The organism is Bradyrhizobium sp. YR681, assembly GCF_000282615.1.
GTDB lineage: Bacteria > Pseudomonadota > Alphaproteobacteria > Rhizobiales > Xanthobacteraceae > Bradyrhizobium.
Genome location: NZ_AKIY01000174.1, coordinates 1 through 18,569, shown reverse-complemented (window position 1 = coordinate 18,569; position 18,569 = coordinate 1). Strand labels below are relative to the sequence as shown.

The 18,569-nt window shown below is 65.4% G+C and carries 18 protein-coding genes; 9 read left to right on the top strand and 9 right to left on the bottom strand.

Translation table 11 applies throughout. From position 1 onward, the window contains the following. Positions 1-12 precede the first annotated feature (12 nt). Together PMI42_RS12985 and PMI42_RS12980 are read left to right on the top strand one after the other, a co-directional pair. Positions 13-882 (top strand): TPM domain-containing protein, encoded by an 870-nt coding sequence (locus PMI42_RS12985; RefSeq protein WP_035965516.1) that lies wholly within the window; start codon positions 13-15, stop codon positions 880-882. Positions 883-887: 5 nt separating this feature from the next. Then, on the top strand, positions 888-1,385 hold the full coding sequence (locus PMI42_RS12980) for a TPM domain-containing protein (RefSeq protein ID WP_008134727.1): 498 nt from the start codon (positions 888-890) through the stop codon (positions 1,383-1,385). A 36-nt stretch (positions 1,386-1,421) separates the two neighbouring features. Here PMI42_RS12980 and PMI42_RS12975 read toward each other — a convergent pair whose 3' ends face one another. Then, the gene (locus PMI42_RS12975; protein WP_008134726.1) at positions 1,422-2,441 is read right to left on the bottom strand and encodes a LacI family DNA-binding transcriptional regulator; all 1,020 of its coding nucleotides are present in this window, start codon (positions 2,439-2,441) and stop codon (positions 1,422-1,424) included. A gap of 128 nt (positions 2,442-2,569) precedes the next feature. Then, the gene (locus tag PMI42_RS12970) at positions 2,570-3,835 is read right to left on the bottom strand and encodes a M20/M25/M40 family metallo-hydrolase (protein WP_008134725.1); all 1,266 of its coding nucleotides are present in this window, start codon (positions 3,833-3,835) and stop codon (positions 2,570-2,572) included. A gap of 162 nt (positions 3,836-3,997) precedes the next feature. Between PMI42_RS12970 and PMI42_RS12965 the strand changes: the two genes are divergently transcribed. The 6 genes from PMI42_RS12965 (at position 3,998) to PMI42_RS40030 (ending at position 9,732) form a co-directional block, all read left to right on the top strand. Further along, a complete protein-coding gene (locus tag PMI42_RS12965) occupies positions 3,998-4,900 on the top strand; it encodes an amino acid ABC transporter permease (protein WP_008134722.1) in 903 nt (300 codons plus the stop codon). Continuing rightward, the gene (locus PMI42_RS12960) at positions 4,897-5,661 is read left to right on the top strand and encodes an amino acid ABC transporter ATP-binding protein (protein WP_008134717.1); all 765 of its coding nucleotides are present in this window, start codon (positions 4,897-4,899) and stop codon (positions 5,659-5,661) included. Before PMI42_RS12965 ends, PMI42_RS12960 begins: the two co-directional genes overlap by 4 nt. Positions 5,662-5,696: 35 nt before the next feature. Next, positions 5,697-6,524 (top strand): ABC transporter substrate-binding protein, encoded by an 828-nt coding sequence (locus tag PMI42_RS12955; protein WP_008134716.1) that lies wholly within the window; start codon positions 5,697-5,699, stop codon positions 6,522-6,524. 440 nt (positions 6,525-6,964) lie between these two features. Continuing rightward, a complete protein-coding gene (locus PMI42_RS12950; protein WP_008134715.1) occupies positions 6,965-7,921 on the top strand; it encodes a hypothetical protein in 957 nt (318 codons plus the stop codon). A 93-nt stretch (positions 7,922-8,014) separates the two neighbouring features. Further along, positions 8,015-9,550, top strand: coding sequence for a hypothetical protein (locus PMI42_RS12945; protein ID WP_008134714.1), 1,536 nt, complete (start codon positions 8,015-8,017; stop codon positions 9,548-9,550). A 17-nt stretch (positions 9,551-9,567) separates the two neighbouring features. Then, positions 9,568-9,732 (top strand): hypothetical protein, encoded by a 165-nt coding sequence (locus PMI42_RS40030; RefSeq protein ID WP_008134713.1) that lies wholly within the window; start codon positions 9,568-9,570, stop codon positions 9,730-9,732. 3 nt (positions 9,733-9,735) lie between these two features. Here PMI42_RS40030 and PMI42_RS12940 read toward each other — a convergent pair whose 3' ends face one another. The 3 genes from PMI42_RS12940 to putA form a co-directional block, all read right to left on the bottom strand. After that, positions 9,736-10,383: a glutathione S-transferase family protein gene (locus tag PMI42_RS12940; RefSeq protein WP_008134712.1), complete on the bottom strand. Its 648-nt coding sequence runs from the start codon at positions 10,381-10,383 to the stop codon at positions 9,736-9,738. Between the two features lie 149 nt (positions 10,384-10,532). Beyond that, the gene (locus PMI42_RS12935; RefSeq protein WP_008134711.1) at positions 10,533-11,738 is read right to left on the bottom strand and encodes a CaiB/BaiF CoA transferase family protein; all 1,206 of its coding nucleotides are present in this window, start codon (positions 11,736-11,738) and stop codon (positions 10,533-10,535) included. 280 nt (positions 11,739-12,018) lie between these two features. Next, a complete protein-coding gene (putA, locus tag PMI42_RS12930) occupies positions 12,019-15,018 on the bottom strand; it encodes a bifunctional proline dehydrogenase/L-glutamate gamma-semialdehyde dehydrogenase PutA (RefSeq protein ID WP_008134705.1) in 3,000 nt (999 codons plus the stop codon). A gap of 114 nt (positions 15,019-15,132) precedes the next feature. On the opposite strand from putA, the gene PMI42_RS12925 reads away from it, so the two are divergent. Beyond that, a complete protein-coding gene (locus PMI42_RS12925) occupies positions 15,133-15,594 on the top strand; it encodes an Lrp/AsnC ligand binding domain-containing protein (RefSeq protein WP_008134704.1) in 462 nt (153 codons plus the stop codon). A 171-nt stretch (positions 15,595-15,765) separates the two neighbouring features. Here the strand turns inward: PMI42_RS12925 and PMI42_RS12920 are convergent, their stop codons facing one another. The 4 genes from PMI42_RS12920 to PMI42_RS12905 all read right to left on the bottom strand — a co-directional run. After that, entirely contained in the window at positions 15,766-15,966 is a 201-nt protein-coding gene (locus PMI42_RS12920; RefSeq protein WP_008134691.1) for a cold-shock protein, read from the bottom strand. A gap of 197 nt (positions 15,967-16,163) precedes the next feature. Then, positions 16,164-16,472 carry a SorB family sulfite dehydrogenase c-type cytochrome subunit gene (sorB, locus tag PMI42_RS12915; protein WP_008134690.1) on the bottom strand — a complete coding sequence of 103 codons (309 nt, stop codon included), beginning with the start codon at positions 16,470-16,472 and terminating at the stop codon, positions 16,164-16,166. A gap of 11 nt (positions 16,473-16,483) precedes the next feature. Then, the gene (gene sorA, locus PMI42_RS12910; RefSeq protein ID WP_008134689.1) at positions 16,484-17,683 is read right to left on the bottom strand and encodes a SorA family sulfite dehydrogenase catalytic subunit; all 1,200 of its coding nucleotides are present in this window, start codon (positions 17,681-17,683) and stop codon (positions 16,484-16,486) included. 337 nt (positions 17,684-18,020) lie between these two features. Further along, positions 18,021-18,569, bottom strand: a 549-nt coding sequence (locus PMI42_RS12905) for an adenylate/guanylate cyclase domain-containing protein (protein ID WP_008134687.1), incomplete at its 5' end; no start/stop codon positions are given.

Genomic DNA, 18,569 nt, shown 5'->3' with positions numbered 1-18,569 from the left:
GTGTGGCGGGCGATGGCCACTCTTGCACTCCTGCTCGCCTTCGCGTTCCCGGCTTCCGCCGACGTCGCCGTGCCGCAACTCACCGGCCGCGTCGTCGACCAGACCGGCACGCTCTCCAGCGGCGACATCGCCGCCTTGTCGCAAAAGCTGCGCGACTTCGAGACACGCAAGGGCAGCCAGATCGCCGTGCTGATCGTGCCGACCACGCAGCCGGAGACGATCGAGCAGTTCTCGATCCGCGTCGCGGACGCCTGGAAGATCGGCCGCAAGAAAGTCGACGACGGCGCGATCCTCGTCGTCGCCAAGAACGACCGGCATCTGCGCATCGAGGTCGGCTACGGCCTCGAAGGCGCGCTCACCGACGTCACGTCGCGGCGGATCATCGACGAGATCGTCACGCCGAAATTCAGGACCGGCGATTTTGCCGGCGGCATCTCCGACGGCGTCGATCGTATGATCCGCGTCATCGACGGCGAGCCGCTGCCGGTACCGTCGCCGACGGTGAATTTCGGCAATCTGGACGATATTGCGCCGCTGTTCATCGTGACACTGTTCGCCTCGATCGGGGTTGGCGGCTTCTTCCGGGCCATGCTGGGGCGGCTGGTCGGATCCTTGGCGACCGGCGGCATTATCGCGGCACTGAGCTGGTTCATTCTCGGCTCTTTCGCGCTTGCCATGGCCCTCGGCGTCGTCGGCTTCATCATCGGGTTCATCGCCGATCTGTTCTCGGCGATGGCGCCCAGCTCAGGGAGGTCACGCGGCGGCTCGTGGTCGAGCGGCTCCTCGGGCGGCTGGAGCAGCGGCTCGTCGTCCAGCGACAGCGGCAGCTTCAGCGGCGGTGGTGGCAGTTTTGGCGGCGGCGGCGCCTCGGGGAGCTGGTAGCGGTCATGAGCATCAAGCGCATAGCCAGGCATCTGGCGCAGCATCACTGGCGGGCAAGGCAGATCTTTCCGCAGGCCGTGCTGGCCCGTATCGAGCAGGCGATCAGGCAGGGCGAGGCCACCCATTCCGGTCAGATTCGCTTCGTCGTCGAAGGCGCGCTCGATGGCGGCCCACTATTCCGTAACCAGCCGGCGCGGGAGCGTGCGCTCGACGTGTTCTCGCACCTGCGCATCTGGGACACCGCGCACAACAATGGCGTCCTGATCTATCTCCTGCTCGCCGATCGCGACGTCGAGATCATTGCCGATCGCGGCATTCACGCCAAGGTCGGCGGCGAGGGCTGGGAGAGCATCTGCCGCGCGATGGAGGCCGAATTCGCCTCCGGCCAGTTCGAGCGCGGCGTGATCGGCGGCATCGCCGCGGTGTCGCGCGAGCTGGCGCGGCACTTTCCGCCGCAAGGCCCGCATGCGAACGAATTGCCGGATGCGCCGGTGGTGATGTAGCCCGACCTCATCTCGACCGGGGGCAGGGTCTTGTGTCTATCCTGAGATGGCGCCGGTCGACTGTCTGACGACGAGGCCGGTCGGTTGAATGGTGATACCGGTGGGCCCCGGCGCTTCACCTGTGATCAGGCGGACCAGCATCCGCACGGCCTCATAGCCGAGCTGATCGAGCGGGTAGGCGACCGAGGTCACGGCCGGCGTCAGCAGATCGGCAACGGGTCCGTCATAGAAGCTTGCGACGGACAGCGCGCCCGGAACGTCCAGGCCGAGTTGTCGCGCCACGCGCAGCGCACCCGCGGCCACCAGATGGTTGGTGGCGAAGATCGCGGTCGGACGGTCGGCGAGCGCGAGCACCGCATGCGCAGCCGCCTCGCCGCCCTCCCGGTCATAGCCGCAATTGACCACGAACCGCTTGTCGAAGCGCAGGCCGCGTTCGGCGAGCCCCTGCTTGAATCCCGCAAGACGCCGTGTGCCGAGGAAGCGCCGCGTGCTGCCGAGAAACCCGATCCGCTCGTGGCCGAGGTTGGCCAGATGACGTATGGCGAGCGCCACGCCCGCTTCGTCATTCAGCACGACATGCGGCAGCTGCTCGTTCAGGTAACGATTGACGAGCACGGCCGGCGCCCCGAGCTGCTGCACGGCGGCCAATTGCCGCGCCTCCTGCTTGCCCGTGGAGATCAGAAATCCGTCGACCCGGTTGCTGGAGAGAATGCGCGCGGCGAGGTTCGGATCCTCGCCTTCCTCGCCGATGCCGCCGATCAGCATCGAATATCCGAGCTCGTAGGCCGCCCGCTGCGCGCCCTGGATGATGGCGACGAAGGCCGGGCTGTTGATCTCGGGCACGATCATCGCAAGACTGCCCGAGCGCGCAAGGCGCAGGCCCCGCGCCTGCGGATTGGGGATGTAGCCCAGTTCCGCAATCGCGCGGCGAACCGTCTCCTTGGTCTCGTCCCTGACGTTGAGCGTCGGGTCGTTGTTCAGGATGCGCGATATCGCGCCGGGCGAAACGCCCGTCGCCTTCGCGACGTCGGCTATCGTCACTCTCTTGCCAGCCACCAAGCCTCGCCTCTGGATCATCCCGAGCCGGACGATGGACCTCAGTCCGGCGCTGCATCCTATAGCATCGGAAAGACCGGAGCGCCGCTGCCCGCGCAGTGCAATTTTTCCTGGGTGGGATGGACGAGCTATTCGCTGCCGGTCAGGTAGTCCCACGCCGACAATGCATGGGTCTTGATGACAGTCATGAACTCCTCCACCGACACGCATTCGTCGGCTGCGGCCATACGTGTCGGTGCCGGCCCGTAGATATAGGCGGGCACCTTGTGATAGCGCCAGAACTTGCAATCGGTGGCGCCGAGCGAGGGAACCGCGACCGGGCGCACACCCGAGACGGTCTCGGCGTTGCGCGCGAGGATGCCGACCATCGGATGGTCGTGTGCGCATGAATTCGAAGGGTTGCTGGCGGCTTCCTGAATGGCGACCTCCGCCTGCGGATAGTCGGCGAGAATCGTATGGATGGTCTGCATGACCCGGGCGGCGTCCAGGCCGATCGGCATTCGAATGTCCGCCTCGAAGACGCAGGACGCGGGAATCATGTTGACCTTCAGCCCGCCCTGGACGGTGCCGATGTTCAGCGTGGGGTGGGTCAGGACGTCGGCGGCGCCGGCGCCCATCGCGCGGTCGGCCGCCGCGCGCACGTCGGGCAGCGCGAGATAGGCGCGTAGCGACGGTGCAAGGTCCGGGACGATCGCCTCGATCTGTTCAAGCCGGTTGATCAGGCTCGCGGCGATGCGCGTCGCGCTCTCCGATTTGTGCAGATATGCGCCGTGTGCGCCGGCGGTTCGGACCGTGAAGGTCAGCCGCAACGTGCCTTTCTCGGCGAAGCGGACGGTCTGCAGACCGCTGGGCTCAGCGTTGATCATGCAGTCGCCATGCCATCGCGTGTCGTTCTCGAGCAGCCAGCGGCTGCCCCAGCGTCCACCGGTCTCCTCGTCCGATACGGCGGTGAGCCCGATGCTGCCCGCCAGCGCGGCGCGGCGGACGTGAAGGTAGCTGAACGCGATCACCGATGCGGCGGTGCCGGCCTTCATGTCGCAGGCGCCGCGGCCATGAACGCAGCCATCTTCCAGCGCGCCCGACCAGGGATCGCGCGACCAGCCGCTGCCGTCACCCACCGGGAACACGTCGATGTGGCCGTTCATCACCAGCCGCCGCCCACTGCGCCCGCCGTCGAATTCGGCGACGACATTGGGCAGGTCTTCGCGCGGCGCCACGATCGATGCCTCGATGCCGCGGTTCGCGAGATAGCGCGTCACGATCGCGGCGGCCCGCCGCGTATCGCCCGGCGGATTGGGCGACGGCTCGCGGATGAACGCCTGCAGAAAGGCGATGTGGGAGGCGCGATCGCGCTCGATCTCGGCGATCAGGTCATCTTTCGTTACATGGTGCATTGACATTCTTCCCGGTCTTTGTAGTTTAGTAAAACGATTTACTAAGCTGAGAAGCCAAAAGCAAGCCGGTTAACTCCCGACCCGCGGCGACGGGCCGGCGGCGCGGTGGCGATCGCGCAATCGCATCGGACGCGAGCATCGTAGGACGACGAAGACACTTTCATGGCAAGCGTATTGAGTGAAAATCCCGTCATGGGCGGGCGAGACGGCCTCACCGAGGACATCTCGGAGTTCGAGCATGTGCGACGGAAGCATGTCGGCCGCTATGTCAGCGCCGCGCTGATCGTCGCGCTCGTGTCCTGGGTCGTCATGGCGTTCGCCCACGGCCGGATCGAATGGGCCATCGTCGGACAATATCTCGCGGTGCGCAGCATCGTTGTGGGCCTCGGCAACACCGTGCTGATGACCGCCCTGGCGATGCTGCTCGGTGTCTCGATCGGCGTGACCGTTGCCATCATGCGGCTCTCGGCCAACCCGGTGATCAATTGGGCTGCGGCCGGTTATGTCTGGTTCTTCCGCGGCACGCCCGTGCTGCTGCAACTGTTGTTGTGGTTCAACCTCGCCCTGGTGTTTCCCAATCTCGGCATTCCCGGACTTGTCGAGGTGCCGACCGTCGAGGTGATGACGCCTTTCCTCGCTTCGCTGCTGGGGCTCGGCATCAACCAGGGGGCCTATACGTCCGAGGTGGTGCGTGCCGGCCTGTTGTCCGTCGACCAGGGGCAATACGAGGCCGCCAAGGCGATCGGCATGCCTCGCCTGCAGGCGCTGCGCCGGATCATCCTGCCCCAGGCCATGCGCGTGATCGTTCCGCCGATCGGCAACGAGCTGATCGGCATGGTCAAGCTGACCTCGCTTGCGAGCGTGATCCAGTTTCCGGAAATCGTCTATAGCGCGGAGAACATCTACTACGCGAACAACCGGGTCATCGAGCTGCTGATCGTCGCGGGCATCTGGTACGTGGTCGTCGTCACGGTGCTCTCCGCTCTCCAGGGGCGGATCGAGCGACATTTCGCGCGCGGCGCAGGCGCATCCGGCGCAATGACACGAGCGGGAGCATCGACATGACTCCCATCGTCAGATCCGTCGGCCTGCGCAAGTCCTTCGGCGGGTTCGAAGCCCTGAAGGGCATCGATCTCGAAATCGACCGCGGCGAGGTGCTGTGCATCGTCGGCCCGTCGGGCTCGGGCAAAAGCACCTTCCTGCGCTGCATCAACCAGCTCGAAGCCATCGATGGCGGTGCCTTGTGGGTCAACGGCGAGCTGGTCGGCTACCGGCGCACCGGCCGCAAGCTGTTTGAACTCTCCGAGCGCGAGATCGCGCGGCAGCGGCTCGCGACCGGCATGGTGTTCCAGCGCTTCAACCTGTTTCCGCACAAGACGGCCCTGGAGAACGTGATCGAGGGGCCGGTTCAGGTGCTGAAGACGGAGCGCAGGCAGGCCGAGTTGGCGGCCAACGAACTGCTCGCACGCGTCGGACTTGCGAACAAATGCGGGGCCTACCCCATCGAGCTGTCGGGCGGCCAGCAGCAGCGCGTCGCGATTGCGCGCGCACTCGCGATGAAGCCGGCGTTGATGTTGTTCGACGAGCCGACCTCCGCGCTCGATCCGGAGCTCGTCGGCGAAGTTCTCTCCGTCATGCGCGATCTCGCACGGAGCGGAATGACCATGATCGTCGTGACCCACGAGCTCGGCTTCGCGCGCGAAGTTGCGAACCGGGTGCTGTTCATGGACCAGGGGCTGGTGGTCGAAGCCGGATCGCCCGAACAGGTTCTCGGCCGGCCAACCCAGGCCCGTACACGCGATTTCATTTCGGCCGTGCTGAGCTAGCCGTTCGACGCCGTCGAGGCGCACAGGGGAATATCATGATGACACGATCCCGCCTTTGTCTTGCAGCCGTCGCCGTCGTGGTCGCGTTCGGCCAGACCGCAGGCATGGCCTCGGCCCAGGGTACGAAGACGATCATCAACGCGGCGACGGTGCCGAAATATCCGCCTTTCGAATTCAAGGACCCGGCGTCCGGCAAGCTGATCGGATTCGATGTCGACATCGTCGACGCGATCGCCGCCAAGATGGACATCAAGGTCAACTGGATCGATTCGAGCTTCGACCAGTTGATCAGCTCGGTCGAGACCAAGCGTGCCGACGTCATCGTGGCCGGCATGGCCGATACGCCGGAGCGCCGCGCGACCGTGAGCTTTCTCGATTACCTGCACGCCAATACGGTGTTCTTCACGCTGCGCGCCAACGCCGCACGCTATCCGGACCTGGACGCGCTGTGCGGCAAGCGGGTCGCCACCGCGCGCCGGACCATCTGGCCCGCCGCCATCGAGAAATGGAGCGACGAGCATTGCACCGCCGCCGGCAAGCCTGCCGTGATCGTGGTCGGAACGGACGGATCACCGGATACGCGGCTGCAACTGAACCAGGGGCGCGCCGATGCGGCCGTCCAGGGCGCCGAGACCATCCCGTATCAGAACTCGATCGAGGGCAACCGCTACGTCATTCTCGGCAAGCCGTTCCTCGTCCAGGACATGGGCCTTGGATTTGCCAGGGACGATGTGCAGTTCGGACAGAAGCTCAAGCAGGCGCTCGCGGCCCTCATGGCCGACGGCAGCTATCAGGAGCTGCTGCGCAAATGGGACCTGACGGGCAGCGCGATCGAGCAAGCCATGATCAACGGCCAGCCCTGAACGCATCGGCGCGCCGCGCGATCAGCCGGATTGTTCAAATCACGCACCGACTGCATGATCGGCTCGATATTCGAGCGCGCGTCCGGCGCGTCGAACAATTGCGCGGTGTCCGCCGGCAGGCATCGACATCGAACGCGTTGATGCATTTTTCGATCGTGATGGCACTCCCTCGCCTTTCCGGCTGAGGGGACGGGTGATGTTCGCCAGGGAGCCGTCACGGGCAAACAACCGGTTTGCCGGTGCCGTTGCGCGGCCGTTCATCTTGCCCCGGTTACAAATTGTTTCACGCCCGCCACACCGGTTCCACTTTCCCGGCCCAATTCGGCCCCGGATAACTTCCTAAAATTTCGGTAAGCGGGTCCCGAGGTAAGGAATTCGCAAGCAATGAAAGTTACCAAAAGGTCAATCCAGAGTGGAGTATTTGAACCGTGAGCGAACCAATGGCTGAGCAGGCTGCCCAGGACAACGGTGCCGTTGAAGCGACCGCGCCGCAGGCTGTCGAGGCTGCCGCGATCGAAGCCCCCTCGATCGCCCCTGACCATGAGGCGCCGCCCAAGCCTGATCCGGTCAAGGTCGAGCCTCCCCGCATTGAGGTGCCGAAGTTCGAGGCCAAGGTTGAACCGAAGGCTGAGACCAAGCCCGAGCCGAAGCCCGGCAAGCTCATCGTCATGGCGCCGGCAGAGCGCTCCTGGGACCGCGAAGAGTTCGCCCCGCACGTAAAGGCGGACGCGCCGCGCGAGACCGGCGGCAAGCGCCGTCTGTCGGCGATGGCCGCGGTGGTGGCGATCGCCGCCGGCGTCGGCGCCATCAGCGGCGCGCTCGCGACCGCCGGGATGATGCACTTTGCAGCTCCCGCGCCGGCACAGGTCGCCGACACCAGCGCGCTGGACTCGTCGGTCGCACGGATCGATGCCGATGTCGTCGCGCTCAAGGCGAGCGTCGAGCACACCTCCAAGACCGGCCTCAGCCAGTTCAACCGCGCCAACGACCGCCTCGACAAGCTCGAGAAGGCCCAGGCCGAACCGATGGCGAAAATCGCAAAGCTGTCGGAGACCGTCGACAAGCTCCGCGCCACGCCGCCCGCCGCCCCGGCGCAGGCCGCTGCCGCAGCGCCCGCGAAGGAGACCACCGGCTCGATCACGCCGGCCCAGGTTGCGACCGCCGCCGCGGCGCCAGCTCCCGCTGCGCCCAAGACCGAGGTCGGCCGTCTGCCGACGATCGAAGGCTGGAGGGTGCGCAACGCCGCCAATGGCGGTGCGCTGATCGAGGGCCGTGACGGGCTCTACGAGGTCTATCCCGGCGATCCCATCCCCGGCGTTGGCCGCGTCGACGCGATCCGCCGCCAGGACGGCCGCTGGGTGGTTGTCACCAGCAAGGGCCTGATCGTCGCGCGCTGAGCGCCTCGTCATCCGATTTAGAAGAGGCGCTTCACCACCAGGTGAAGCGCCTTTTTGCTTGAATAGGCTCGCGCGAGCGGTGTTACCTAGGGTATGAGCCGCGCGTTGCTAATTCTCCTTGCTGTCGTCGTATTTTTTAGCGGCGTCACGTCGCTTTTCGCAGCGGAGAACGGCCCCCTCACGCGCGGCACCGCCATCACCGACCCCGATGCCCTGCGCAAGCTCGATCAGAGCGACGTGCTGACGGTCTCGCGGCTGCTCTGGCCGGAGCGCAACGCGAACTTTCCTCTGACGACCGATCTATTGTTCTCCTCGTTGCCGCAGCTCAAGGAGATTCCCCCCGCGATCGATGCGGAGTTCGATCGCTATATCGCCCAGCAGAAGGCGGCCTGGCCGACCGAGACCATCGGCGCCGGCGAAGGTTTTGACGTGCAGCTGTTCGATCGGGCCAATCTGAAATCTCCCCACACGCGCTTCGTCCTGACCGGCATCGTCAATCGCATGGACCGGGCCTATGTCTCGGAAGAGTCCTGCGGCGAGATACGTTTGATCTACCGGCTGGCGCGTTTCGAGACCGGGCCCGACGGTAGCAAGAGCGCGACGCGCCTGCCGATGACGTTCAACCTGGTGATGAAGGCGCGGGATGCGCGCCAGACGGATGCGAGCGGCAAGCCGGTCACCTGCGCCGAGGTCGCGCGGCGCTGGCTCGACAACGGCGACTGGCAGGGGCTGATCGGCGGCGGCTTCCATCCTTCCGACGCCATGCTGGACCGCATCGAGACCAACATCCAGATCTCGATCGCACCGAAATCGGCGCTGCACGATTTCCGCTCGGACTACCTGCTCAAGGTGTTCAAGTACAACGCCGCGACGAAGACGTTCCAGGAATCGACGCTGGAGAACCAGATCGACCGCGATCGCATCCTCGCGGATGACGCGCTCCGGCGCGAGTTCAAGGACTGGCTGCTCGCGCCGGAAAACCTTCGCGAGTTCGATCGTGGCACGGTGCTGGTCCCCGAGAAATTCCTGGCCAGGGCTGCGGTGGTGCCGACGCCGGCGGGCCTTGATGCTTCGGCGATGCAGCCGGAGTTCGGCATGATGCAAGGCGAAGGCAAAAGCGATCCCGTCTTCACCGACAATGACGTCGTCGGCGCGCTGAAGCAGGCAGCCGCGCGCGGGGAGATACAGAACATCCGCTCGGTCGCGGGCTTCCAGCGCCGCCTCAACGACGTCACCTGCGCCGGCTGCCACCAGACCCGCGGCATCGGCGGCTTCCATTTTCCGGGCGTCGACTGGCTGGCGGACAAGCCGTCCAATTCCACCATTGTGCCGGCCTCGCCGCATTTCTTCGGCGACCAGGTCCGCCGCCGCGACATCCTGACCGCGTTCGCCGTGGGCAAACGCCCTGATTTCTCACGTGGATTTGCCAGCCGGCCGCAGACCCGCGGCAGTGCGGAGCTTACGGGCACCGAATATCAAGACGGCTGGGGCGCGCATTGTTCCCTGCAAAATGCGGGATCGGGAACGCCCGACAGGAGTTTTACGTCATGGAGCTGTGCTAAAGGTTTGACCTGTCAGGCTGCCGCGGCCTCTCGCCGCATCGGCATGTGCTTCATCAAGACGCGCTAAACCGATTTGGATCACCCATGACTGATACAGGCGAAGCCAACAAGGAGCGCAATCGCGAGATCGCGCGCAACGAGGAAGCCAAGCAGGTGACCGGCAGCATCCGCGTCAGCACCTGGGCGGTCGCGGTGGTGGTGATCGTCGGCGGCATCCTGTTCACGCTCGGCTGGCTGGCGCTGCGGTAGCCCTCACTTCGCGTAGTTCGTCATCCGCTTGCCCGGCAGCACCTCATAGGCCGGCTTCCAGCCGGGCAGCGCCGCCATGCGGCCGAGCCAGGCGTGGATGGCGGGATGGCTCTGCGCGAAATCAAAGCCGTGCTCGTCGCTCGGATAGTGCAGATAGGCCATCATCGAGATATCGGCGACCGTCGGCCTGGTGCCGATCGCAAAAGCGTTGTGCTGGAGATGTCCGTCGAGAATGCCGAGAAAATCCTCGAGCCGGCGGCGAAAGTGCTTCAGCACCTGCGGATCGCTCTTTTCGGTGAACGCCCGCATGAAGCGATAGGTCGCCATGTAGCCGGTGAGCTTGTGGTTGTCCCAGAACAGCCAGCGCAACAGCTCGAATTTTTCATCTTCCGTCTCGGCGCCGAAACGGCCGTATTGCTCGGCGAGCTTCAGCAGCAGAGGCGCGGTCTGTGTCATCTTCACGCCGTCGACCTCGAGCACGGGAATCTCGCCCATCTCGTTCACGGCCTTGCGCCATTCCGCGGTGCGGGTGACGCCGCCGCCAAAGTCGGTCCACACCGGCTCGAACGTCTCGGCGCAAAGCGTCAGCATCAGCGCCAGCTTGTAGCTGTTGCCGGATTCGGGGAAGTAATGCAGGCGGTAGAGGGGCATGGGACCTCACGCGGCGGGATGTCGTTAGGGACGCTACATCGTTCCACGCCGTCATTGCGAGCGAAGCGAGGCAATCCAGAAATGCATCTGCGGTGGGACCCTGGATTGCTTCGCTTCGCTCGCAATGACGGGGTTAGGGCAGTGCGCTCCTAACCAACCGCCCCCGAACCCCGCAGCTGCTTGATCGCGGCTTCGTCGTATCCTGCGCCACGCAAAATCTCGTCACTGTGCTCGCCCACGCCGGGCGGCTTGCGCGGCTGCACCTTCTTGGTGCCGTCGATCCAGATCGGGCTGGAGATGGTGAGCATGGTGTCGTTCTCGAACGGCACCAGCACCTCGTTGTCGAGCATCTGCTTGTCGTTGGGGATGTCGTCGAGAATGCCGACGATGCCGAACACGAGGCCGTTGCCATCGAGGATCTTGCGCCATTCGGCGAGATCCTTTGTCGCAAAGGTCTCGTCAAAAATCTTGATCAGCTCGATCGAGCGGGCGTGGCGGTCGGGCTTGGTGGCGAAGCGCGGATCGGTGATGAGGTCTTCGCGCCCGAGGCACTTGGCCAGTGTCGGAAACTGCTTCTCCTCGCTCAGAAGCGACAGGATCAGCCAGCGGCCGTCCTTGCACTGATAGTGGTTGGCGACCGCGTTCAGCGCGCGCTCGCGCGGGCGCCGCTCGCCGAATTTGGCGCCGCAGAGCTTGGCCTGCGCCAGCACGCTCGCCGCCCACACCCCGTTGGCCATCAGGTTAGAGGCGACATGCGAGCCCTTGCCGGTCTTCTCGCGCTGATACAGCGCGGTGACGATGGCGCCGTAGAACGCCATGGCACAGGGATGGTCGCCCATGCCGGCGACCGAGCGGGCCGGCGTGGTGTCGGTGTCGGCGCGGACGAGGTCCATCAGGCCGGAACGCGCCCAATAGGCGTTGCTGTCGAAGCCAGGCTTGTTGGCCTCTTCGCCCTTCTCGCCATAACCGGTGAAGGAGGCATAGATCAGCCGGTCGTTGAGATGCGCGAGATGGTCATAGGTGATGCCGAGCTTGGCACGCACAGGCGGCGGCATGTTGGTGATGAAGACGTCGGCCTCTGCTACAAGCTTGTAGAGCACGGCCTGCGCCTCGGGCTTGGCGAGGTCGAGTGCGATGCTCTTCTTGTTGCGGGCTTCCAGCAGCCAGGCGAAATTGTGCTCGCCGGTGGGGTAACCGGGCAAATTGGGCAGATTGCGGTAGGGGTCGCCGGCGCCGGGCGGCTCGATCTTGACGACATCGGCGCCGAAATCCGACAGCACGGTCGCAGCCGCAGGCGCAGCGATGAAGCTCGCGCAGTCCAGAACCTTCAGGCCAGCAAAAATGCCCTTTTCCATCGCGGCGTAGCTCCCTTGTTCTTGTCGTTTCCCGCGCGCTGGAATTGGCGCGGGCCAGATCATGGCAGCATTAGACCGATGTTTTGCCGGGATGCAACGGCATCAGGCGCAGGGCTCGTTGCTGTGATCCCGTCACCCTGAGGCGGCCGCAAAGCGGCCCTCGAAGGGCGACGGCCCGGCTGCATCCGGGCCGTTCATCCTTCGAGGCCTCCGCTACGCTCCGGCACCTCAGGATGACGGGATTGGCGTCAGCGTGCTGCGGGCGCTTCGCACAGCGACCTCACTCCTCGCCCGCCAGCAGCGCCGCGTTGCCGCCGGCCGCGGCCGTGTTGATCGTCACGGTCTGCTCGGTTGCAAACCGTGCGAGGTAGTGCGGGCCGCCGGCCTTGGGGCCGGTTCCGGACAGGCCGTTGCCGCCGAACGGCTGCACGCCGACCACGGCGCCGATCATGTTGCGGTTGACGTAGATGTTGCCGACCTGGACGCGGTCGATGATGGCCTCGACGGTGTCGTCGATGCGGGAGTGAACGCCGAGCGTGAGGCCGTAGCCGGTGCGGTCGATCGCCGTCAGCACGCGTTCGAGGTGTTCCGCGCGGTAGCGCACGACGTGCAGGATCGGGCCGAAGACCTCTTCCGTCAGCTGGCCCGCATCCCTGAGCTCGAAGATATGCGGCGCGACGAAGCAGCCTTGCGGTGCTGTGCCGGCAAAGTGCAGCCGCGCCTCCGCCTTCATCCGCGCGATATGGGCATCGAGCCGCTGCTTGGCCTCGGCGTCGATCACGGTCCCGACATGGGTCGCGACATCGGCGGGATCGCCGATCTTCAATTCCCGCGCCGCCCCCGCGATCATCTCGATCATGCGGTCGGCAACGTCCTCCTGCACGAACAGCAGCCGCAGTGCCGAGCAGCGCTGGCCGGCGGAACGGAAGGCCGATGTCACGACATCGTCGGCGACCTGCTCCGGCAGTGCGGTCGCGTCCGCGATCATGGCGTTGATGCCGCCGGTCTCCGCGATCAGCGGCACGATCGGCCCGTCCTTGGCCGCGAGCGTCCGGTTGATCGCCCGCGCGACCTCGGTCGAGCCGGTGAAGACCACGCCGGCGATATCCATATGCGCTGTCAGCACCGCGCCGATGCTTCCATCGCCGGTGATGAGATGCAGCGCGCTCGTGGGGATGCCGGCCTCGTGCAGCAGGGCGACGGCCTCGGCCGCGATGCGCGGCGTCTGTTCGGCAGGCTTCGCCACCACGCTGTTGCCGGCCATCAGCGCCGCCGTGACCTGGCCGAGGAAGATCGCCAGCGGGAAATTCCACGGCGAGATCGCCACGAAGACGCCGCGGCCGCGCATGGCAAGCGCATTGCTTTCGCCGGTCGGGCCCGGCATCGCCGTCTCGCCGCCGAACAGTTTTCGGCCCTGCGCGGCATAGTAGCGGCAGAAGTCTGCGGCCTCGCGCAGCTCCGACAGCGCATCGTCGAGCGTCTTGCCGCCCTCGCGCTGCAACTGTGCGATGAATTGCGCGCCACGGCTCTCCAGCAGATGCGCGGCCTGCTCCAGTGCTGCCGCGCGCGCGGCAGCCGGCGTCCGGCTCCAGGCGGCGAAGCCTGCGCGCGCCGCGGCGACCGCCGCGCTGGCTTGATCGGGCGATGCGTCAGCGATCGGCTTGAGGTCGGCCGCCTCGGCCTTGACGTCGGCCAGCAACTGGCCGAGCGCGTCGCGCGCGCCGAATTCGACGCCGTGCGAATTGCGCCGCTCCGGCCCGAACAGATCGCCCGGCAGTGGAATTTTGGGGTGGGCCGCCGCTTGCGGCCGGACGATGGCATTCGCCGGACGCTGCAACAGCGCCGGAACAGGCACGCGGTAATCGGCGGCCTGCGCCACGAAGGACGAATTGGCACCGTTCTCCAGCAGCCGCCGCACCAGGTAGGCGAGCAGGTCGCGATGGCTGCCGACCGGCGCATAGGTGCGGTAGGCGATGTCAGGATGATCCTTGGCAAGCTGCTCGTAGAGCGCCTCGCCCATGCCGTGCAGGCGCTGGAATTCGAAACCGCCATTGTCCCCGGCCATTTCCAGCACGGTCGCGACCGTCAGCGCGTTGTGGGTTGCGAATTGCGGGAAGATGCGTGGCCGCAAGGCGAGCAGTTTTTCCGCGCAGGCGACATAGTTCAGGTCCGTCATCGTCTTGCGCGTGAATACGGGATAGCCGTCGAGGCCGCGCTCCTGCGCGCGCTTGATCTCGGTGTCCCAATAGGCGCCCTTGACCAGCCGCACCATCAGCTTGCGGTCGTGCGCGCGCGCCAGTGCGTCGACATAGTCGATCACCGCGCCGGCGCGCTTCTGATAGGCTTGGATCGCAAGGCCAAATCCGTCCCAGCCTTTGAGCGAGGCATCGGCCAGCGTCGCCGCGATCACGTCGAGCGACAGCTCCAGACGGTCGGCCTCCTCGGCATCGACGGTGAAGTTGAGATCATGCGCCTTGGCGCGCTGCGCGAGATCCAGCAGCAGCGGCACCAGTTCACGCATCACCCGCTCGCGGCTGATCGCCTCGAAGCGCGGATGCAGCGCCGAGAGTTTCACGGAAATGCCGGGCCGGTCGGGCAGGGGATGATTGCCGGCCGCCTTGCCGATCGTCAGAATCGCGCTCGCATAGGCATCGAAATAGCGCCTGGCGTCGGCGGCGGTGCGCGCGCCTTCGCCGAGCATGTCGAAGGAATAGCGCGTCTTCTGGCCGGAGCGCGGCTTGCCCCGCTCCAGCGCCTGCTCGATGGTCTCCCCCAGCACGAAATGATTGCCCATCAGCCGCATCGCCTGGCGCGTGGCGGTGCGCACGGCCGGTGCGCCGAGCCGCTTCACCAGACGGCCGATGGTGCCGTCCGGCGTCTCGCCGGGCTGGATCACCCGCGCCGACAGCCCGAGCGCCCAGGCCGAGGCGTTGACCAGGAAGGCCGTCGACTTGGTCTCGTGATGGATGAAGTCGCCCTCGCCGAGCTTGTCCTCGATGAACTGATCGGCGGTGCGGGCATCAGGAACGCGCAACAGCGCCTCGGCCAGCACCATCAGCGCGAGGCCCTCCTTGGTCGAGAGTGCGAACTCCCGCAGCATGTCCTCGACCCCGCCGAAGCGGTCGTCGCGCTTGCGGATCGCCTCGATCAGCCGCGTCGCGGTGCGGTCGATCCGTGCCTCCTGCGGCGGGCTGAGATGCGAAGCTGGCAGGAGCCGCGCAGCGATCTCGGCATCATCGGGTGCGTAGGGAGCGGTGAAGGGAGGCGGAATGTTCGGCATGGCGTGTCCTGTGATCGAAATTCAGGATAAATCCCGCGTTACCGTAGTTCGATAGACAATTTTGCTAGTTTGCCTTAGAAAATGAAGCTGGATATCAATTTACCTGGATAAAGTATGGAGCTTGATCGGGTCGACCGGAGAATCCTCTCGATTTTGCAGGAGGATGGGCGAATCGCCAATGTCGAGCTCGCGGAGCGCATCGGCCTGTCGCCGACGTCGATCGGCGAGCGGCTGAAGCGCTTGCAGCGCGAGGGCTTTGTCGAAGGCTATGGCGCGCGGCTCAATCCGCACCGGCTCGGCCTCGGCCTGCTGGTGTTCGTCGAGGTGCTGCTCGACAAGACCACGCCCGACAATTTCGAGCGCTTTGCGCGCGCGGTGAAACTCGCGCCTGAAGTGCTGGAGTGTCACATGGTTGCCGGCGGCTTCGACTATCTTGTGAAGGCGCGGCTTGCGGACATGACCGCCTATCGACGCTTCCTCGGCGAGACCCTGCTGTCGATGCCGGGCGTGCGCGAGACGCGGACCTATGCGGTGATGGAGGAGATCAAGCGCGACGCACCGTTGCCGGTGGGCTAGGGAAGTGCCGTCGCGATTGTCATTGCTGTGGCGTTGAAGATGCGGTCTTCGCGGGAAAAATAGCTATCCGTGTGCAGTCGCAACGCCTGTCGTCGAATGCACTGGCCGTCTTCTAATTTTTTTGGCCTCGCTCCCGGAGATGATCCGGGAGGCAGCGAAACGCTGGCGGGCTTATACTTTGAGGTTCTCTGCGGAGGTCTTGCCCCGGTTTGCGATCTCTTCGTATTCAACCGTCTGTCCTTCGTTCAGGGACGACAGACCGGCTTTCTGCACTGCCGAGATATGCACGAACACATCCTTGCCGCCCGACGCAGGCTGGATAAATCCATAACCCTTCGTCGGGTTGAACCACTTGACCGTACCTTTAGCCATCACGACTTCTCCGCGGGTCTTCCTCCGAGATCTCGAACCGCCAGTCCCCGCCAACCGGCCGGTTCGGTCCTAACAGGATACGCGGATTGTGGCCGGCTTGGTAGCTCAAACCACATCAGCCTTTCGCCGAATTCCGCTCAACTTCGCGGCGTTTTTGCCGGATTTGCCCGTTTCGCGGTCAATTCGCCCGCGCCCCGTCAATACGTCGTGGCAAGATAATCGACGATCTTGCCGACATCGGCATCGTCGATCGGTGCGCCATAGACCTTGATCATCTTGGTCACCTCGGCCTGCCAGAAGCCCTTCTTGTCCTTCATCGGTGGCTGCGTGGCGATGTAGTCGGACGAGTGGCAGGCGCCGCAATTGCCCTGCACCAGTTCGAGATTGGGCCCGGGCTTGAACGCGGTGGCCTCGTCCGGCGTCTTGTAATTGGCCGGCGCGGCAAGGGCCGCACCCGCCATGGTGGCGAGGGCGAGCGAGGCGGCGAGGAGAACGGTGCGCTGCATGATCATTCTCCTCAGGCGACGCTGACGCGCGTGGTTTCGACGACGTTGCGTAAGTAACCCGCCGGGTTCCAGCGCGGCGTATCCGGCTGCGTCTCGCCGCCATTGCCGGTGGCGCGCACCTTCAGCTCGACCTGGCCTGCCGCGAGCTTCACCGGCAGCTTCCATTCGCGGAACGCGTATTTGCCGAGATCCTTGCCGAGCGTCGCGTTGGTCCAGCTCTTGCCGCCATCGGTGGAGACCTGGACGTCCTTGATGCCCTTGCCGCCGTCGAAGGCGATGCCGCGCAGCGTCGTGCGCCCCGCCTTCAGCCTGGCACCGTCGGCGACGCTGGTGATGAAGGAGCGGATGGTGAAGCGGTTGATCGGAATGGTCGCCTTCGGCGCGGTGCCCGGCTCGACCGCATTGTTGGGCGTATCGGGGATGCGATAGGCCGACTTCATCCAGAAGCCGTCATAGACGCTGTCGATGACGGTGATCTCGTTGAGGTGCTTGAGCCAGTAAGTGCCGTAATAGCCGGGCACCACCAGGCGCAGCGGAAAGCCGTTGAGGAACGGCAGGTCTTCCCCGTTCATGCCATAGGCCAGCATCACCTCGCCGTCATTGGCGTGATCGAGATCGAGCGCCTTGACGAAGTCGGGCGTCTTGTCGCTGACCGGGCCGTCCATGCCGCCGAATGTCACCTGCCTGGCGCCGGCCTGCACGCCGGCCATCTCCAGCACGGCTTTCAGCGGCACACCGCGCCAGCGCGCACAGCCCATGGCGCCATTGGCGAGCTGGCCGCCGGCGACGCGCGGTTCCGAAAAGCCGCGGCTGTTGCCGGAGCATTGGTTGACGGCGACGATCTCGGTCGCCTTCATCTTCCGGATGTCCTTCAGCGACAGCTTCAGCGGCTTGTCGACCTTGCCCTTGACCTCCAGCGTGAACGTGTCGGGGTCGAGATTGTAGGGCAGGTCGGAGAGGTGATAGCGCACGAAGAACGCATTGTTCGGCGTGATCGGTCCGTCGTTGAAGATCGAAAACGGCGTCTCGAGCTGCGGCGGCCGGCTGGTGAGCCCGATCATCGGCCGCTTCTGCGGATATTTCACCAGCGGCCGTTCGCCATTGGCGAAGGGCAATGTGACGGTGTCGAGTGCCAGCGCTCTGGTGGAATTCAGTGTGGCGGCCATGGCGGCAAGGCCCGCTCCTTTGAGCAGGTCGCGTCGATCGAACATAGGGTCTCCTCCCGGAGCTTTTCGTTGGACCAGCGGTCATCACCGTGATCCCGCGTCCATGTGTCTCAACCATTTGGATGAAGTCAATTCGTGCTTTCGCAGCAAGCCCATGCCGCTGCGTCGCAGCAAGCCGGTGTTACGCTTGCAATGTGGTTGAGGGGAGCTGTAGCGGCGCGAGCAGTGCGCTCCCTCGCCCCGCTGGCGGGGAGAGGGCTGGGGTGAGAGGGAGTCTCCGCGAGGGAGGTGAGAGTTGGACGCGCGGAGAGTCCCCCTCACCCGGATTGCATCTACGATGCCATCCGACCTCTCCCCGCAAGCGGGGCGAGGTGAAGAAGAATCACGCCGCCACGCGCTCGCTGCGATCGACCAGCCCCGTCAGCTCCCTCGCATCCGCAACCACGCCCACCGCCATCGGCTCGTCGCGGCCGCGGATCGCGACCTCCTGCTGCGGCAGCGCATCGTCGGCAAGGCCGGCGGTGCGGCGGACTTCGTCCGAGACGATCGCCTCGCAGGCCAGCGTCTTGGTCATGTCCTGGAGCCGGGCCGCGACGTTGACGGCATCGCCGAGCGCGGTGAAGACGATGTGATCGCGATAGCCGATATCGCCGATGATGACCTCGCCGCCGTGGATGCCGATGCCGAAGCGGATCGGCTGGCGCAGATCGTGGCTCAGCAGCTCGTTCAACTCGTCGATATTCGCGGCGATGCTGCTGGCGGCCTTCAGCGCCTGCCGGCAGGCTTCCTGCGGATCGGCTGTGAGCCCGAACAGCGCCAGCATGCCGTCGCCGACGAACTGGTTGGGCTGGCCGCCATTCGCGATCACGGCCTGCGAAACCGCGCCGAGAAAACGATTGACGATGAAGACGGTGTCGAACGGCAGCCGCTT

Bases quoted from the DNA above. Each gene is read 5' to 3' on its own strand.
- PMI42_RS12985 (WP_035965516.1), top strand. From the start codon at position 13: ATGGCCACTCTTGCACTCCTGCTCGCCTTCGCGTTCCCGGCTTCCGCC.
- PMI42_RS12980 (WP_008134727.1), top strand. From the start codon at position 888: ATGAGCATCAAGCGCATAGCCAGGCATCTGGCGCAGCATCACTGGCGG.
- PMI42_RS12970 (WP_008134725.1), bottom strand. From the start codon at position 3,835: ATGCACCATGTAACGAAAGATGACCTGATCGCCGAGATCGAGCGCGAT.
- PMI42_RS12965 (WP_008134722.1), top strand. From the start codon at position 3,998: ATGGCAAGCGTATTGAGTGAAAATCCCGTCATGGGCGGGCGAGACGGC.
- PMI42_RS12960 (WP_008134717.1), top strand. From the start codon at position 4,897: ATGACTCCCATCGTCAGATCCGTCGGCCTGCGCAAGTCCTTCGGCGGG.
- PMI42_RS12955 (WP_008134716.1), top strand. From the start codon at position 5,697: ATGATGACACGATCCCGCCTTTGTCTTGCAGCCGTCGCCGTCGTGGTC.
- PMI42_RS12950 (WP_008134715.1), top strand. From the start codon at position 6,965: ATGGCTGAGCAGGCTGCCCAGGACAACGGTGCCGTTGAAGCGACCGCG.
- PMI42_RS12945 (WP_008134714.1), top strand. From the start codon at position 8,015: ATGAGCCGCGCGTTGCTAATTCTCCTTGCTGTCGTCGTATTTTTTAGC.
- PMI42_RS40030 (WP_008134713.1), top strand. From the start codon at position 9,568: ATGACTGATACAGGCGAAGCCAACAAGGAGCGCAATCGCGAGATCGCG.
- PMI42_RS12940 (WP_008134712.1), bottom strand. From the start codon at position 10,383: ATGCCCCTCTACCGCCTGCATTACTTCCCCGAATCCGGCAACAGCTAC.
- PMI42_RS12935 (WP_008134711.1), bottom strand. From the start codon at position 11,738: ATGGAAAAGGGCATTTTTGCTGGCCTGAAGGTTCTGGACTGCGCGAGC.
- putA (WP_008134705.1), bottom strand. From the start codon at position 15,018: ATGCCGAACATTCCGCCTCCCTTCACCGCTCCCTACGCACCCGATGAT.
- PMI42_RS12925 (WP_008134704.1), top strand. From the start codon at position 15,133: ATGGAGCTTGATCGGGTCGACCGGAGAATCCTCTCGATTTTGCAGGAG.
- PMI42_RS12920 (WP_008134691.1), bottom strand. From the start codon at position 15,966: ATGGCTAAAGGTACGGTCAAGTGGTTCAACCCGACGAAGGGTTATGGA.
- sorB (WP_008134690.1), bottom strand. From the start codon at position 16,472: ATGCAGCGCACCGTTCTCCTCGCCGCCTCGCTCGCCCTCGCCACCATG.
- sorA (WP_008134689.1), bottom strand. From the start codon at position 17,683: ATGTTCGATCGACGCGACCTGCTCAAAGGAGCGGGCCTTGCCGCCATG.